Source organism: Methanobrevibacter sp. (genome assembly GCF_017539065.1).
Taxonomy (GTDB): domain Archaea; phylum Methanobacteriota; class Methanobacteria; order Methanobacteriales; family Methanobacteriaceae; genus Methanocatella.
Genome location: NZ_JAFYHP010000015.1, coordinates 23,462 through 38,139, shown reverse-complemented (window position 1 = coordinate 38,139; position 14,678 = coordinate 23,462). Strand labels below are relative to the sequence as shown.

The window sequence follows — 14,678 nt, the reverse complement described above, 5'->3', positions numbered from 1 at the left end:
CTTTTTTTAATTATTAAACAAATAATCTTTAATATTAATACCGCAGGAAGGACATTCTTCCACGCCGATTTTTAATTTGCTTCTACAATTAGGACAGTAATTTAATTGAACTTTATATCTCTTAGTTGGATCAATGACAATGTTGACTTCGATTTTTTGAGTAATATTTGTTTTTAAGACATTTTTATCCCAATTGTTGTCCATCAATAATTTTTTATAATAGAATGCTTCGGTCATGGTATCGTAATGGCCGATTATTTCATCACCTTTCTGAATGTAAAATTTACGAATTTTATGATTAAATAGAATTTCTCCTTCCCTTTCTTTTTTGTTAAATGTAGTTCCCTTAATTCTACCTTTTGGTCGTTTTTCGGGAAATGGTGGCAATTCCATATTCTCATATTTGTTTTCAAGATCACATTCGACTAGCAAATCATAATCGAAATTACAAAAAAATAGCGCATCCCTTTCATATAATGCATCAGATAATTTTCTAAACTCTCCATAGTCTTTATTATTATATTTAACCCTGTATACATCGCCAGTTTTTACAATGTTCCTGTAGAAGTATCTTATTTCTTGAGAGTTAATAGGAATCACCTTGATGGTTTAAAAAGAAAAATATTATCGCAAATCAATTTTTCACGATTGTTGATTTATAATATGGTTTTTCGATTAAATAAATGTAATGATAAATTATTTTAATTAAAAAAATTAGAGTTTATTTTAATGTTTACTATATCAAATGGAATTATATTAAAAGGCCAAGATTTAGTTGCCGCTCGCGAAAATATTGTTGTAGATGACGGCAAAATAATCGAAATTTCAAAAGAAGCTAAAGAGGGTAAAATAATTGATGTAGATGGCGCTATAGTTTGCCCTTCTTTTATTAATGGCCACACCCATATTGGTGATTCAATTATTAAAGATGAAGGTTATGGCCTCTCATTAAGTGAAATGGTCAGACCTCCGAATGGCGTTAAACATGTTGCCATATCAAACGCTTCCGATGATGAGTTAATTGAAGCAATGAGACAATCAATGCAGGACATGATTGACTCAGGCACAACCCATTTCATCGACTATAGGGAAGGTGGAATTAAAGGAGTCAAACTCTTGAAAGAAGCTTCAAAAGACCTTCCAATCAAACCGATAATATTGGGTCGTGATGACAGCTTTTATGGTGAGGATCCGGATTTAAGCAAAGTTAAAGTTGCTATCAGGAAACTTTTAAAGGTGGCTGACGGTATTGCACCAAGCGGTTTTGGTGAAATCACAACAGAAGTTGCCGATTTGATTGTTGAAGAATGCAGTAAACAGGATAAGATTTCATCAATCCATGTTGCGGAATCCGAATCTAATCAAATCGAGTCTTTAAATAATAGTAACAGCACAGAAATTGCTAAAGGTGTTAAAAGCAATTTTAGTCAGTTGGTTCATCTAACAAATCCCAAGTCCAATGATTTGGAAGAGGTAGCTAATTCAAATCAAAATGTTGTAGTGTGCCCAAGAGCAAATGCAACCTTAAACGTTGGTGTGGCTCCCTTAAATAAAATGCTCAATTTAGGAATCAAACCTTTGCTGGGAACTGATAATGTAATGCTTAATTCGCCAAATATGTTTAGAGAATTAGAATTCTGTTTGAAAATCATGTCAGTTTACTATAAACGCTATATCAATCCATGTGATTTAGTAAAAATGGCAACAACCAATGTTTGTAAATTTGATATTAACAATATTGTTCAGAAATCTATAATCCTGGAAGATAATTTTGCCGAATTCATTGTTTTAAAATCTTTTTCTAAAAATCCTTACCTTAATATATGTAATCGCATAGAAACGAAAAATATATTATATACCATTAACAAAAAAGTTAATGTATAATATCATGGATATAAATCTACATATCTTGGGAGAGATTGATGATGTATAACAAAATATTGGTGCCCATTGACGGTTCCGATTTTGCAAAAAAAGCTCAAAGACATGCATTATTCTTATCCAAAGTCACTGGAGCGGAAATTACTGCTGTGAGCGTTGCAGAAAATAATTTTGTTGCTGGACTCCCATTAGATGATGAAGTATACCAGTTAAATCAAATCTTAAAAGAGAAATCTGAAGAATATCTCAAAGAATTTGATGAATTAAATGAAGATAATTTAAAAATTACTCATGTGGTTAGAGAAGGGTCACCGGCTAAGGTAATTTTAGAAGTTGCAAAAGAAGAAGCTGTTGACTTAATAGTAATGGGTAGTTCTGGTAAATCTGGCTTCGATAGATTTATTATGGGTAGTGTCGCAGATAAAGTTGTCAACTCAGCAAAGTGCGCAGTACTCATAGTTCATTAATTTTACCATTTTATTATTAAATTTTACAAAAAGGTGTTTTTATGTTAGTTAAAAGAACAATGTCTAAAAATGTAGTTAGCGTTTCCGTTCCAGGAAATCGTGAAAAAGTTTTAGACTTAATGAGAAAAGAAAACAAAGCAGTACTTCCTGTAGTTAAAGAAGATACTGATATTTTAGTAGGACTAGTAACTCGTTCTGATTTAATTAATAATCCTGATGAAGAACAAATTGCAATGTTAATGACAAGAGATTTAATTACTATTAAACCTGGTGATGATGTCGTAGATGCTGCTCGTGTTATGATGGAAAATAATGTTAGAAGAGTTCCTGTTGTTAACGATGATGGCGAATTAGTAGGTATTATCACTTCATTTGATTTAGTATCAAAAGCTTTGACTAAAATTGAAGTAAATGATGCTGTTGAAAATTATATGATCACTACTGTCCCAACTACTTGGGAAAAAGCTCCATTGAATGTTGCTTTTGAAACTATGAATCAGTTTGGATTAAAATCTATTTTAGCACTTGATGATGATGCAAAATTATCAGGTATTTTAACTGAAACTGATTTTATCTCTGAAATCGAAATTATCTCTGAAAGAAGTGAACACAGTTCTACTGTTGGAACTGAAGGAGATAAATGGTCATGGGATAGTACTTCTGTATTATACATTGAGAAAAACAGTTTGAAATTCGCAGATAAAACTGTAAGCGATGTTGCTGTTAGCAATGTTGAAGTGGCTAATTCCAAAACCAAAGTTTCTGATTGTGCTAAAAAAATGAAATCCTTAAACATCGAACAAATTCCTGTTATTGGTGTTGAAGGAGATTTAGTCGGACTTGTAAGAGCAAGCGATTTAATTAAAGCATTAGTCAAATAATTGGGATAAGATGGCGGTTAGTCCAGTTTTGGTAGTTAAGGTAGATGATAGTACGGTTCGTGTTCGTGCGAGGTTGTATGATGATTTCTCCGAACATGTAATTGTATTAAACTCTGTTCTAACTTACTGGTGGACTAATGATATGCCTCCCGCTTTAAAATTTTTAGAACTTCTTGATTCAGTAATCAAAAGAACAATTAATGAAATAATGCCTCATAAGGTATTAAAATTAAAATATGACGTTGAAGCTAATGAGGTATTGGAAAAAGCTTCTGAAATTGAAGTTAATTTAGTTTCTGTTTCTGCTGATGATGTTGGCTTTAAAATTGATGGAAACATTATTTCTTTAAAAGGAATCAGAAATGTTGAAGACGATTTTGAAGATCATAAATTTTCGACTAGTTTTGACCAGTGCATTGAAACACCGGATATTGTTTTGAAAAAATATATGGAAATGAATGAAAAATAATATTCATTTTCATCCTTTTGTTTTGAGCTTATTATTTTTATTTCCCGATTAATTTAAATTAATATTGGGAAATCATTATTAATTATAATGGATTATTATTTTTATTAAATTAAGGGCATTCAAGTTTTTCAATTGAAATTAATTAATTGGTGTATTAACTAATTTCTTTTTTAATTATTTCAAGTAACCCTTTTGCATCTTCTTTTTTTATATCTGGTGATGTTCGAATAAAATCGATTAATTCGGTTTTTTTATTGCCATCCAAATCTGATTCACTCAAGGTTTTAGCATAATTTCTTTGAGGATAGTAAGTCTTTTTAGAAATTTTCAATAATTCCTCTTTTTCGTCATCCGTAATAATGCCTTCAGATACAGCATTTGTAAAAACGTATTTCATATTAATTAATGGAACAGATAGGGGTTCGAGAGTTTCACTATCAAGCATCACCGCAACATCATCATCAGAATCAACTTCACCAGTTGCATATTGGGTGTAGACATAACCTGCTCCAACCATTCCTAATGTATCAAGTTCGGAGGCTCTTAGGGCACCCATACTTGAAGCCCCATATACTTTACTGCCATTCTTCATAGCATTAAGTATTTCTTTATGGCCTACAGCCGAATTTTGATGAAATACTCCATCTATAATGGCAATGATGTCAGGATGTTTTTTTAAGGCTTGGCCCAAATCTCCTCTCTGGATTGGCCTTTCATAGATTACTTCAACATTATCAGTTGAATCTAAAATCTCTTTTGCTTCATCAAAAGGAATTGATAATCCCGCATAAACTATAATCCTAACCATATTATCATACTTTTAAAAATCTGTAACCTGCTCTTGAAGGGTCAAGTGCAAAAAGTTCCATTTCAGGAATAATGACACGAACAACACTAACATCAAGTTCTGGACGAGTTAAGTCATAGTATAATATCTTATCAATATCATTAGCCATTAACTCCTCCTTAACAATCTCCAAATCCTTATTGATTGATGTTGTGGATTTATTTTCAATACTTGAAAGCGCTATCTTTTCATCTTCATCTCTAAAGTAGTATTTGTTTATCCTTTTCATTCGCTCATAACCTGCTTCACGAGCAAAATCCGCTCTTACAGTATCTTCGCGAGCGCCGTTAATTTGTGTTGCTCTGCTTTGGGCCACTTCAGTCAGGGCTCTTAGAATTGCAACTTCAGGGTCGAGATGTGTTCCCATTCCCAATGTTAAAAGTCCGGCATCTTTTGTAACTGTGTCATCAGCAGAAGCAGCAATGGTTGGAACATTGATGTCAGCAGTAAAATCCATTAATTTAATTTTAATGCCTTTTGATTCAAATTTATCAATTGTATCATTGACAACATCACTTTCAATGCTGTCTATATCAATTTGCGCATAATTTTTGTGAGTCAACTCAAAAATACTCCATGCGTCACGTTCAATTACTTCAAATATTCCATGCAGAATAGCTTCTTCTAAGATATTTCCGGAAGCAAGTCCATTGGTATTTGATTTGAATAAACTTTCAGAATCATCGCTATGAATATAAGGATGGTAAATAGCATTTGTTGGAACATAATAATCATTATCAGTAATAATATCTTTCGTAAGGCTCCATTCTAATTTCATTGAATTTAAATTTTCTTTTTTAAAGTCTTTAGGCAAATTTAAAGATTCAGGATTAATGTATTTTCCCAAAGCGGAAATTTCTTCTAAAGTAGCTATTGTTGTTTCATCGCTATCGTGCCTTTCAGCAGAGTATCTCTCAAAACCTTCCATCATTGCAGAGGCTCTTGCATGATCTTTGGTAATTCCTTTTCCACCATAAATGCTAACTGCACCATCTTCTGCAGTTGGCCTAATGGCGGTATAAATTGGAAGTCCAATTCTATCTAAATCAGTAATATCTGCAATACGTGTGATTCCAGCTATCTTTAACTTATCTTCGTTGATTTCAATTGTTTTTTTAGGAGCTATTACTCTGTGTGTTCCTTTAAAATATGTTAATTCATCTGACATTTTATATTCCTATAATCAACCTAACAATATTTTCAACGCCTATTGTCATAGATGCCAAGGTTAATATTGCCGCGATTGCTATTGTGATAATCCAAATACCGAGATTCCATTGCAACACTTTAGACCCATCTAAGTTTCCAATTGGCAATAAGTTAAATACGGCCAGGAAGCTGTTAATTGAATAACCAACTGAACAGATGATGAATATCAAAAGTGAAGTTTCTGAAGAAAATGCGGAAGTATAAACGGATGTCGCTATTGCTAAAAATATTAAAGCGAGAATTATGTTAACAATAGGTCCTGCAATTGATATTTTACCGTTAATCTCATCTGTCATGTAATTTGCATAAGTATAAACGGCACCGGGTGCAGCAAATACGAATCCAAAAAATGATGTAATGAGTGCAAACAGTAATCCTTGAGGCCATAATTTAAATTCAGCCCAGTAACCATATTTCATTGACACAAATTTGTGTCCGAGCTCGTGTAGGATAAAACCTGCCCCTACACCAACCATGACTATTGGTAAAATGCTAAGAATTGCATTGACATCTCTTCCGGCATTCACTATTGCAAAACAAAGTGAAATGACGATAAATGCAATTATTAAATCTCTAACTTCACTACTAGTAAACTTAAACATAATGTTAAAATATCTAATTTTATATATAAAGTTTTTTCTAAATATTAATATGGACTTACATATTAACAATATTCTGAACGATTTAAAAAAAGATGATTTTCAAGCTTATCTGCTTACAGGGTTCACAAATGTGGAATATATCTCCGGTTATAAGCCAACCAGTTTTGCTTTTTGCATAATCAAAGAAGAACCTGTAATTTATGCCTCTGGAATGGATATGGAATTGGCTAATCGCGATTCCTGTATTGAAGTTAAAGAATACGAATCATTTGAGGGTATTGTTAAAGAATTAAAGCAAGAGGGCATAAAAAACTTGGCCATTGAGCCAACTTTGCCATACAGTTCTTATGTTAGATTCAGGGACGATTTCGAAATTGATTCCAAAACATATATAGATAAGCAGAGGATGATCAAATCGCCTCAAGAAATTAAAAAAATTATAAAAGCAACTGAAATCGCCCAAAAATCATTTCTACAATTAGATATTTTGAATAATAAGTCCAATGAAAAGTATATCGCTTTTGATTTGAATCGTTTGATGATTGAAAATGGCGCTTCCAAGGAATCCTTTGATACCATTGTTACAAGCGGTCCGGATTCAAGTCTTCCTCATGCAATTCCTCAGGATAAGCAATTATCACAGCCTGTTTTAATAGATTGGGGAGCTATTTATGAGGGGTACTGTTCTGACAATACCCGTACAATGGTTTACACAGAATCACAGCAGGAAATATGGGATATTGTGGCTGAAGCACATGATAAGGCGATAAAGGCCATTAAACCCGGACTTAAATGTTGTGAAGTGGATAAGGTTGCAAGGGATATTATTTCAGAATATGGATATGAGGATAAGTTTATTCACTCAACTGGTCATAGTTTAGGGCTTGACATTCATGAAACACCTGGATTTTCACCTCGTGATGAAACAACAGTTGAAGAGGGAATGGTTATAACTGTGGAGCCGGGAATATATCTTGAAGGGGAATTTGGTGTTCGTTTAGAAGATACGGTAAGCATATCAAAAAGAGCTAATGTTATTGGGGACTTGCCGTTAAAAATTGATTAAATCCGATTGGGGTTAAGATCATGCCATTATTTAAACTTAAGAAAGTTTGGCAATATTGTACCTATATTTAACCCTTTTTCATTAATTCTAACTTTTTTCTTAATAATTTAAATATTGTTAATAATATAAATAGAAATAACTCAAAATTAGAGTTTTTTCAATTAATTAAAAGGTGACAAAAAATGGAATTAATGGAAATATTTAAAGATGCTTTAGTTTATCCATTTAATAATATCAAAGCATTATTGATTTATGTTGTTTTAGGCATAATTTTGGGAATTGCAATCGTGGGAACTGTTGTTGCAATTGGAGCCAGCTTTGCTGCTGAAAATATATTGGCGCTTATTGGATCCGGAATTCTTGGAATTATTGTTGCACTTCTTATTGGATTTTTTATTTTTGGTTATGAATTGGATATCATTAAATATGGTATTCAAAGAGATGAAGGCGCTCCATCAATTGATTTTGTAAGACAATTCATCAATGGAGTAAAATTTGTTGTTGTAAATATCGTTTATATGCTTATTCCAATCATTATTGGTTCAATTTTAGCGATTATCTTCCAACATTGGATTTCTTCCGCAATTGTAGTAATTTTAAGCATAATCTTTTCTTTAGCTTTATTAATGGCTGAATGTAGATTGGCTAAAAGCGAAGATTTAGGAAATGCTTTGGCAATTGGTGAAGCAATTGGAGATATATCAAGAGTAGGTATTGTCAAACTTATTTTATTCATCGTTATTATGTTCATCATCGCTTTTATTTTGTATTTAATCGTATTCGCTATTGCTGGATGGGATCAAAATATTGGCGGTATTTTAATGGGTATTTTAGGTGTTTACATTACTTTCTTTACAGCTAGAGCAACAGGTTTATTATACTCTGATGTATAAATAAACCTTGTTTTACTTTTTAAGAGGGAGCAATATGAATAAAAAGACATTAATTGTACTGTTGATTGCAATATTTCTAATAACTTCTGTAGGGGTTATTTCAGCAGCTAAAGATTCAAATTCTATTAAAGTTAAAGTTGTCTGGGATGGTACAGATGATAAACCTGATTCTGTTATTGTGAATCTTATAAAAAATGGCGAAATTATTGACACTGCTAAATTAAATGCTGAAAATTCATGGAAAACTACTTTTAAAGTAGAGGATAATGGAAGTTATGAAATTAAAGAAAAGATTTCTGAAAATTATTCATATGAAATTAGTGGAAATGCTAATGAGGGTTTTGTAATTCATAATAAAATGGTTGAAAATGCTGTTACAGATGATTCTGATGATGTTTTAGGCGTTTCTGATGCAGAACCTGCAGAAGGAGACAGCTTTGTAGATGAGGAGGTAATATCTGCTGTAGATGAAGGAGTTATAGCAGATTCATCTGAGGGCATTGCTACTGATTCTAATAATTCCGAAGATAATGCTACCGATGATTCAAATTCTACTGATAATTCTACTGATGGCGCTACTGATGATGATTCAGATGATGAATCTAATGCCAATGATACAGAAGATGAGAAAACCACAACTACAACAACAAAAACCACAACTACAACAAAAATAATTAAGCAGACAAAAAAACCTGAAAACACTACCAGCAATCATATAAACACTGGTTTTCCAATTCTTGTTTTAATTATTGCATTGTTTATAGCGATATTTATACCACTTTCACGTAGGAATAAGTAAGGTAAATGATTAATTCATTTACTTCTTTTTTTTTACAACTATAAGATTTTCTAAAAATTAATAAATTAAAATGAATGCTATGCAAAGAAAAAATCTAGATACAAAAACACGAAATTTAATACTTGTTTTATTTTTAATAGGAGTATTTATGGGATCGTTGGATACTGGGATAATAGGCCCGGTATTGCCTTCAATTGAACAAAGCTTCAAGTTAACAAGCAGGGAATCAAGTTGGATATTCACACTATTCGTCATTACTTTCATGATTGGTTCTCCGGTCATGGCTAAATTTTCAGACTTTTATGGAAGAAAAAAGATTTTTATTTTAGATGTATTTCTGTTCGGAATAGGATCTTGTTTAATCGCATTTTCCATGAATATTGAGTCAATATTTTTAGGCAGAATCATACAAGGTTTCGGTTGTGGAGGCCTTTTCCCTGTTGCAGGAGCATTCATCGGCGATGCATTTCCTTTAACAGAAAGAGGAAAAGCATTAGGAATTCTTGGAAGTGTATTTGGAATTTCTGCAATTGGAGGGCCATTAGTGGGGGCGGTTTTAATCCCATATGGTTGGAATTGGTGTTTTACAATAAATATCCCGATTAGCATATTTTTAATAATATTTGCATGGTATATCCTTCCTGATTTGGAAGATGAAAGAAAACTAAAAATAGATTATTTGGGAATAATAGTTTTAAGTCTGCTTTCAGTATTTTTAGCCTATGGGTTAAATCAGATCGATTCAAGTAATTTTATAAACAGCTTATTGTCCATAAACGTACTTCCATTCTTAGTATTATTCATTGTTTTAATTCCAATTTTCTTAAAAATAGAAAAGAGAGCAGAAGAGTCTATTGTACCAATACATATGTTGAAGAATAGGGAGATAAGTATTGCATGCATTGAAACTTTAGCTTATGGACTAATATACTCTTCAGTGATATTCGTTCCCTCACTGGTGATTCTTTCAATGGGATTAAGTAATCAATATGCTAGTTTAATGTTAATTCCGATTTTAGGGGCAAATGCCGTTGCAGCACCGATACTTGGTAAAATCCTGGATTCTGTAGGGTCACGTAAGATTATGGCTATTGGAACATTCATATTGGCTATTGGCTTGATAGCTATTGCATTTTATCCAAGCAATTTGATATTCTTCATTATAGCCGGTTGTTTAATGGGCGTAGGTATGGTAACTATTATTGGCGCTCCTTTAAGATATATAGTTTTAAGTGAAGCAAAACCTACTGAAAGAGGTGCAGGTCAAGCTATTGTTAATATGTTGTCAAGTGCAGGCCAATTAATAGGTGGAGCTCTCATTGGAGGAATAATCGCATCTTTTTCAGGAATTTTTGGTTATAAAATTAGTTTAATTTTAGCGGCAGCAGTTGCATTCATTGCATTTTTATTTACTTTAAAATTAAAAAGCCGTGATGAACAGATAGCAACAATGAAATCAAATCAATAATATTTATTGCTCAAGGAAGTTGGTTTAAAAGAATCTAATGGTGATAGAATGAAAATTATAGATGGATTGAAAATTTATTTAACAGATTGGAAAAATCTTCTTACACATGGGATTGTAGGGGTCATCCTTCTTTATTGCTTGCTTTTTGCTCCTGTAGCTTGGTATTGGAGAGTTATTTTATTAATACTTGTAATCGCTTTCAATCTTGTTAGAATGAAATACTCTAAAAATAAGAAAGAGTGAATTTTTCAGTGATTTTTACATGTTTTATCTTTGGGGAAGTGATGTCGGATTTTGAGTTAGTTATTCATACTATTGTACGCATCTTGTAAATTTGATTTTAAAAATAACTAAGACTTTATATTCTTTAAAACTTAATATTATTTCATGGAATTTAAAATAATTGATGATTTAGTAGTATTTTTAGACAATATTGTCCCTGAAAAGTATTTATCTAAGCTACAGGAATTTTTGCTTAGTGGAGCTATTTTTACGGAAGCAAGTAAAGTTTTAGCAATACTTGTAATTTTCATTTTGGTAAGTGAAATTGCCCTAACGTTAACACTAACATTTCTAAATCTTCCAGTATCTGTATTAATTTTACCATTTTTCATATTTCCTGGGCTTTTCACATATATTGTCGTTCAGCAAGAAAGGAGAGCTCAAGAGATTGAAAAAACAGCACCTGACTTTTTAAGACAGCTTGCAAGCATGCTGCAGGTCGGATTAAGTTTCGAAAATGCAATGGAGGACATGTCCCAGTATGGTGAAGGCCCATTGTATGATGAAATGCGCAGAACAATCATTGAAATTCGTATGGGACGTAATTTCGATGATGCCTGGAGGGCAATGAGCAAACGATTAAAATCAAAAGAATTAGAGCGAGTTTTTGGAATTATATTGGATGGCCGTAAAAGTGGATCAAGCATATCAAATGTGTTATCTGATGTTTCTGATGATTTAAGAGAATTGCTCGCACTTAAACGGGAAAGAAAATCAGCAGTGATGATGTCTGTAATGTTTTTGTTAATATCGGCCATTATTGCAACGCCTTTTGCTATTGGAATGGTTAGTGTATATTCGGGGTTCATGCAGATTTATGGAATGGAATCTGAAATAATTCTGGCGGCGCCAATCGCAGGAGAGTTGTATCTTGTTATACATTCTGTTTTAGTGGCATTTATCATTAGCATTATTATGTATGGCGATTTTAAAAAAGGAATTAAGTTTTCTCTGCCGTTGGTTGTTGTGTCATTTGCAATTTTTTACTTTATCTCTAATTTCGGAGGAAATCTATTAATGGGAGGGTTATATGGATAATAAAGGTCAGGCTTCAGCAGAACTTGTTTTGCTTTTTGGGGGGATATTTGTTGTAGTTTTACTGGCCATTCATATGTATAGGAGATATATGAATGATTTAAGTGGAGAAATATCCTCAAAAGAAGTAAATGAATTTAATAATCAGTTATCTGTTCTTAAAAAGTATTTTAATTAATTCCAATTTTTGGAATAATCCAAACTCCACACATTGAAATCAAACAGCATAACATTATAACTGGAGGATATACAAAATAACCAATCACTATTCCGATTAAAACTAAACAAATTGTAAAGTACAGTGAATAAGGTTTATCTAAAGCAACTTGAAGTGCAACATTTCCGGGGTCGGCCTCTTTTAAAAATTTACTGTTCACCAATGAAAGTATTGCGGTTATGATAAAAATCAAACCATATAGTAATTGTGGGAAGAATGCATAAAAGTTTTCAGCAACAAAAGTTGTTAAATATGGCAATAATGAGAATATAAATAATGTAAGCCCCATTGTCCAAATAACCTGCGGGTCAATTTTATTCACGATACTAAATATGTTATTGTTGAAATTCCAGAAATTAAAACAAATCATGAAGCTTATTGCATATATTATGAACTCGTACTTGATATCTATGAGAGCTTGCCAGCTGCCGTTACTTGCAAGAGGAATTTCTAAAACAATAATTGTGATAATAATTGCCAGAATAGCATCAATCAATGCTTCAAATCTCTCAGTTTCCATTATTATTCCTCCTAATTACTCTACCAATTATGATCCATAAAACAATTGACAATAAACAGGCAATATAAATTCCTGGAGTATATATGGTGTATGTTAAAATGAACCCTATTAAAATTAAAATTAGAGGCAGATTCATATAATAAGAGTCATGATTGATTTCATGTAGGTTTTTATTATATGGGTTGCTTTTGTAAACCGCTTTTGTAGCTAACGTGTTTAGGATATGGGTTACAATAAAAATAACTCCAAACATGCTCTCAGCGGCAACTGAATAAACATTATTGGCCAGCCAAATTGTAAAATAAGGTATTAAGGATATTACAAATGTCATCATTCCATAAATCCAAAGAGTGGTATTGTCAATAGTTTCAACAAGATGGAATAAGTTATGATTAGCATACCATAAGTTATATAATATTAAGAAACTTATAAAATAAGCGACATAAATGGTGTTCAGACTTAAAAAGGCATTCAATGTTGGGCTTGCAGGTTGGGGGATTTTTAAAACAAGCACTGTTATTACGATTGCAATAATCGCATCAAAAAATGTTTCAAATCTGGTTGTTTCCATGAAATAATATTTATTATTTTTAATATAAAATATTAATCAAGGTGATAAAATGGACATGTTAATAGGCGGAAAACATATTTCAAGTGATGATTTGGCGGAAGTTAAAAACCCATATAATGGTGAAGTAATCGATACAGTTCCTATAGCCCACAGGCAAACTGCAGATTTAGCGATAATGGAAGCGAATAAAGCAAAGGAATCTTTAATAGAAATGTCTGCTTTTAAAGTTTCAAATAAATTATTGAATGTAGTTAAAAAATTAGAGGATAAACGTGAGGAATTTGCCAAATTATTAACATTAGAAGTTGGAAAACCTATTAATGAGTCATTAGTTGAAGTAGATAGATCTATTGAAACTTTAAGGTTATCTGCTGAGGAAGCAAAAAGAATTTATGGCGAAAGCGTACCGTTGGATGCGGGATTAAACGGTAAAGGATTTTTTGCCTTCACTCAAAAGTTGCCTGTAGGCGTAGTTGCTGCAATAACTCCCTTCAACTATCCATTAAACCTGACAATCCATAAAATTGCCCCGGCTATTGCATGCAAAAACACTGTAATCGTAAAACCGCCAACAGAAGCGCCATTAACGGTAATCAAATTCTGTGAACTGTTAAATGAAGAATTTCCTCCTGGTGTTGTTAATGTCGTCACAGGATATGGGTCTGAAGTTGGAGACTACTTAGTTTGCTCTGATGAGGTTAACAAAATATCATTTACAGGAAGTGTAACTACAGGAATGATGATTTCACAAAAAGCCGGCATGAAAAAAGTTACTTTAGAATTGGGAGGTAATGATCCGGTAATTATCTTAAAGGATGCAGATATCGATAAGGCGGTAAAAGGCATAATTAATGGGGCATTCTTAAATGCAGGGCAAGTCTGCATGGGTGTAAAAAGGGTAATTGTTGAAGAGGATATTGCAGATGAATTTGCTCGTAAATTAGTTAATGAAACTGAAAAATTGATCATGGGAAATCCTTTAGACACTAAAACTACTTTAGGTACATTAATCAGTGAAAAAGCCGCAATCCAAGTTGAAGAAACAGTAAAAAACGCAGTCGAAAAGGGCGCTAAAATTCTAACCGGAGGGGTTCGTGATGGAGCATTTTATTCCGCAACAGTCGTCGATTATGTTACTCGGGATATGGATTTGGTTGTAAGAGAAACATTCGGGCCAATTGCACCGATTATCCGTGTTAAAAATTTAGATGAAGCAATTGATGTTGCAAATGACACTGAATATGGCCTGCAAGCAGGCGTCTTTACTTCAGATTACTCCTCCTCAATGAGATGTGCTCAGGAAATTGAAGCAGGAACAGTATTTGTAAACAAACAGTCCACATTCAGAACTGACAACATGCCTTTTGGAGGATTTAAAAATAGTGGCGTTGGAAAAGAAGGCATTAAATATGCATTTGATGAAATGACAAAAACAAAATTAATAGGTTTAAATTTAAGATAAAATAGCTAA

At 32.6% G+C, this 14,678-nt stretch carries 18 protein-coding genes; 12 read left to right on the top strand and 6 right to left on the bottom strand.

Annotation, left to right across the window (positions count from 1 at the left end; genetic code table 11):
- Positions 1–6: 6 nt before the first annotated feature.
- Complete coding sequence (locus IKS50_RS03790) at positions 7–600, bottom strand: zinc ribbon domain-containing protein (RefSeq protein WP_292845613.1); 594 nt, start codon at positions 598–600, stop codon at positions 7–9.
- A gap of 129 nt (positions 601–729) precedes the next feature.
- Here IKS50_RS03790 and IKS50_RS03785 point away from each other — a divergent pair, with 129 nt between their 5' ends.
- The 4 genes from IKS50_RS03785 to IKS50_RS03770 are packed head-to-tail and all read left to right on the top strand — an operon-like array spanning position 730 to position 3,698.
- Positions 730–1,884 carry an amidohydrolase family protein gene (locus tag IKS50_RS03785; RefSeq protein WP_292845610.1) on the top strand — a complete coding sequence of 385 codons (1,155 nt, stop codon included), beginning with the start codon at positions 730–732 and terminating at the stop codon, positions 1,882–1,884.
- Positions 1,885–1,922: 38 nt separating this feature from the next.
- The gene (locus IKS50_RS03780; RefSeq protein ID WP_292845607.1) at positions 1,923–2,348 is read left to right on the top strand and encodes a universal stress protein; all 426 of its coding nucleotides are present in this window, start codon (positions 1,923–1,925) and stop codon (positions 2,346–2,348) included.
- A 41-nt stretch (positions 2,349–2,389) separates the two neighbouring features.
- Positions 2,390–3,229, top strand: a complete 840-nt coding sequence (locus IKS50_RS03775; RefSeq protein WP_292845604.1) for a CBS domain-containing protein — start codon at positions 2,390–2,392, stop codon at positions 3,227–3,229.
- Between the two features lie 10 nt (positions 3,230–3,239).
- On the top strand, positions 3,240–3,698 hold the full coding sequence (locus tag IKS50_RS03770) for a hypothetical protein (RefSeq protein ID WP_292845601.1): 459 nt from the start codon (positions 3,240–3,242) through the stop codon (positions 3,696–3,698).
- Positions 3,699–3,852: 154 nt separating this feature from the next.
- Here the strand turns inward: IKS50_RS03770 and IKS50_RS03765 are convergent, their stop codons facing one another.
- Genes IKS50_RS03765 through IKS50_RS03755 form a run of 3 tightly spaced genes read right to left on the bottom strand, consistent with a single transcriptional unit; the run spans position 3,853 to position 6,356 of the window.
- Entirely contained in the window at positions 3,853–4,506 is a 654-nt protein-coding gene (locus tag IKS50_RS03765; RefSeq protein WP_292845598.1) for a TfuA-related McrA-glycine thioamidation protein, read from the bottom strand.
- A 4-nt stretch (positions 4,507–4,510) separates the two neighbouring features.
- Positions 4,511–5,713, bottom strand: a complete 1,203-nt coding sequence (locus IKS50_RS03760) for a YcaO-related McrA-glycine thioamidation protein (protein WP_292845595.1) — start codon at positions 5,711–5,713, stop codon at positions 4,511–4,513.
- 1 nt (position 5,714) lies between these two features.
- On the bottom strand, positions 5,715–6,356 hold the full coding sequence (locus tag IKS50_RS03755; protein ID WP_292845592.1) for a site-2 protease family protein: 642 nt from the start codon (positions 6,354–6,356) through the stop codon (positions 5,715–5,717).
- Positions 6,357–6,405: 49 nt separating this feature from the next.
- Between IKS50_RS03755 and IKS50_RS03750 the strand changes: the two genes are divergently transcribed.
- The 7 genes from IKS50_RS03750 (at position 6,406) to IKS50_RS03720 (ending at position 12,077) form a co-directional block, all read left to right on the top strand.
- Positions 6,406–7,422: an aminopeptidase P family protein gene (locus tag IKS50_RS03750; RefSeq protein WP_292845589.1), complete on the top strand. Its 1,017-nt coding sequence runs from the start codon at positions 6,406–6,408 to the stop codon at positions 7,420–7,422.
- 182 nt (positions 7,423–7,604) lie between these two features.
- Complete coding sequence (locus IKS50_RS03745; RefSeq protein ID WP_292845586.1) at positions 7,605–8,315, top strand: DUF4013 domain-containing protein; 711 nt, start codon at positions 7,605–7,607, stop codon at positions 8,313–8,315.
- 34 nt (positions 8,316–8,349) lie between these two features.
- A complete protein-coding gene (locus IKS50_RS03740; protein WP_292845583.1) occupies positions 8,350–9,114 on the top strand; it encodes a Cna B-type domain-containing protein in 765 nt (254 codons plus the stop codon).
- Positions 9,115–9,184: 70 nt separating this feature from the next.
- Complete coding sequence (locus tag IKS50_RS03735; protein WP_366664915.1) at positions 9,185–10,582, top strand: MFS transporter; 1,398 nt, start codon at positions 9,185–9,187, stop codon at positions 10,580–10,582.
- Between the two features lie 48 nt (positions 10,583–10,630).
- Positions 10,631–10,825, top strand: a complete 195-nt coding sequence (locus tag IKS50_RS03730) for a hypothetical protein (RefSeq protein WP_292845577.1) — start codon at positions 10,631–10,633, stop codon at positions 10,823–10,825.
- Between the two features lie 144 nt (positions 10,826–10,969).
- Positions 10,970–11,902, top strand: coding sequence for a type II secretion system F family protein (locus IKS50_RS03725; protein ID WP_292845574.1), 933 nt, complete (start codon positions 10,970–10,972; stop codon positions 11,900–11,902).
- Complete coding sequence (locus tag IKS50_RS03720; RefSeq protein WP_292845571.1) at positions 11,895–12,077, top strand: class III signal peptide-containing protein; 183 nt, start codon at positions 11,895–11,897, stop codon at positions 12,075–12,077. The genes IKS50_RS03725 and IKS50_RS03720 overlap by 8 nt, the downstream gene beginning before the upstream one ends.
- Here the strand turns inward: IKS50_RS03720 and IKS50_RS03715 are convergent.
- Together IKS50_RS03715 and IKS50_RS03710 are read right to left on the bottom strand one after the other, a co-directional pair.
- Positions 12,070–12,636, bottom strand: a complete 567-nt coding sequence (locus IKS50_RS03715; RefSeq protein ID WP_292845568.1) for a TMEM175 family protein — start codon at positions 12,634–12,636, stop codon at positions 12,070–12,072. The genes IKS50_RS03720 and IKS50_RS03715 overlap by 8 nt on opposite strands.
- On the bottom strand, positions 12,626–13,207 hold the full coding sequence (locus IKS50_RS03710) for a TMEM175 family protein (RefSeq protein ID WP_292845565.1): 582 nt from the start codon (positions 13,205–13,207) through the stop codon (positions 12,626–12,628). Before IKS50_RS03710 ends, IKS50_RS03715 begins: the two co-directional genes overlap by 11 nt.
- Before the next feature lie 49 nt (positions 13,208–13,256).
- Here IKS50_RS03710 and IKS50_RS03705 point away from each other — a divergent pair, with 49 nt between their 5' ends.
- Entirely contained in the window at positions 13,257–14,669 is a 1,413-nt protein-coding gene (locus IKS50_RS03705; protein WP_292845562.1) for a lactaldehyde dehydrogenase, read from the top strand.
- Positions 14,670–14,678: the final 9 nt, after the last annotated feature.

Excerpts from the sequence above, each read along its gene's own strand:
- IKS50_RS03785 (WP_292845610.1), top strand. The coding sequence starts at position 730 with ATGTTTACTATATCAAATGGAATTATATTAAAAGGCCAAGATTTAGTT.
- IKS50_RS03755 (WP_292845592.1), bottom strand. The coding sequence starts at position 6,356 with ATGTTTAAGTTTACTAGTAGTGAAGTTAGAGATTTAATAATTGCATTT.
- IKS50_RS03750 (WP_292845589.1), top strand. The coding sequence starts at position 6,406 with ATGGACTTACATATTAACAATATTCTGAACGATTTAAAAAAAGATGAT.
- IKS50_RS03745 (WP_292845586.1), top strand. The coding sequence starts at position 7,605 with ATGGAATTAATGGAAATATTTAAAGATGCTTTAGTTTATCCATTTAAT.
- IKS50_RS03770 (WP_292845601.1), top strand. The coding sequence starts at position 3,240 with ATGGCGGTTAGTCCAGTTTTGGTAGTTAAGGTAGATGATAGTACGGTT.
- IKS50_RS03775 (WP_292845604.1), top strand. The coding sequence starts at position 2,390 with ATGTTAGTTAAAAGAACAATGTCTAAAAATGTAGTTAGCGTTTCCGTT.
- IKS50_RS03715 (WP_292845568.1), bottom strand. The coding sequence starts at position 12,636 with ATGGAAACTGAGAGATTTGAAGCATTGATTGATGCTATTCTGGCAATT.
- IKS50_RS03730 (WP_292845577.1), top strand. The coding sequence starts at position 10,631 with ATGAAAATTATAGATGGATTGAAAATTTATTTAACAGATTGGAAAAAT.
- IKS50_RS03710 (WP_292845565.1), bottom strand. The coding sequence starts at position 13,207 with ATGGAAACAACCAGATTTGAAACATTTTTTGATGCGATTATTGCAATC.
- IKS50_RS03780 (WP_292845607.1), top strand. The coding sequence starts at position 1,923 with ATGATGTATAACAAAATATTGGTGCCCATTGACGGTTCCGATTTTGCA.
- IKS50_RS03760 (WP_292845595.1), bottom strand. The coding sequence starts at position 5,713 with ATGTCAGATGAATTAACATATTTTAAAGGAACACACAGAGTAATAGCT.
- IKS50_RS03765 (WP_292845598.1), bottom strand. The coding sequence starts at position 4,506 with ATGGTTAGGATTATAGTTTATGCGGGATTATCAATTCCTTTTGATGAA.
- IKS50_RS03735 (WP_366664915.1), top strand. The coding sequence starts at position 9,185 with ATGAATGCTATGCAAAGAAAAAATCTAGATACAAAAACACGAAATTTA.
- IKS50_RS03720 (WP_292845571.1), top strand. The coding sequence starts at position 11,895 with ATGGATAATAAAGGTCAGGCTTCAGCAGAACTTGTTTTGCTTTTTGGG.
- IKS50_RS03740 (WP_292845583.1), top strand. The coding sequence starts at position 8,350 with ATGAATAAAAAGACATTAATTGTACTGTTGATTGCAATATTTCTAATA.
- IKS50_RS03725 (WP_292845574.1), top strand. The coding sequence starts at position 10,970 with ATGGAATTTAAAATAATTGATGATTTAGTAGTATTTTTAGACAATATT.
- IKS50_RS03705 (WP_292845562.1), top strand. The coding sequence starts at position 13,257 with ATGGACATGTTAATAGGCGGAAAACATATTTCAAGTGATGATTTGGCG.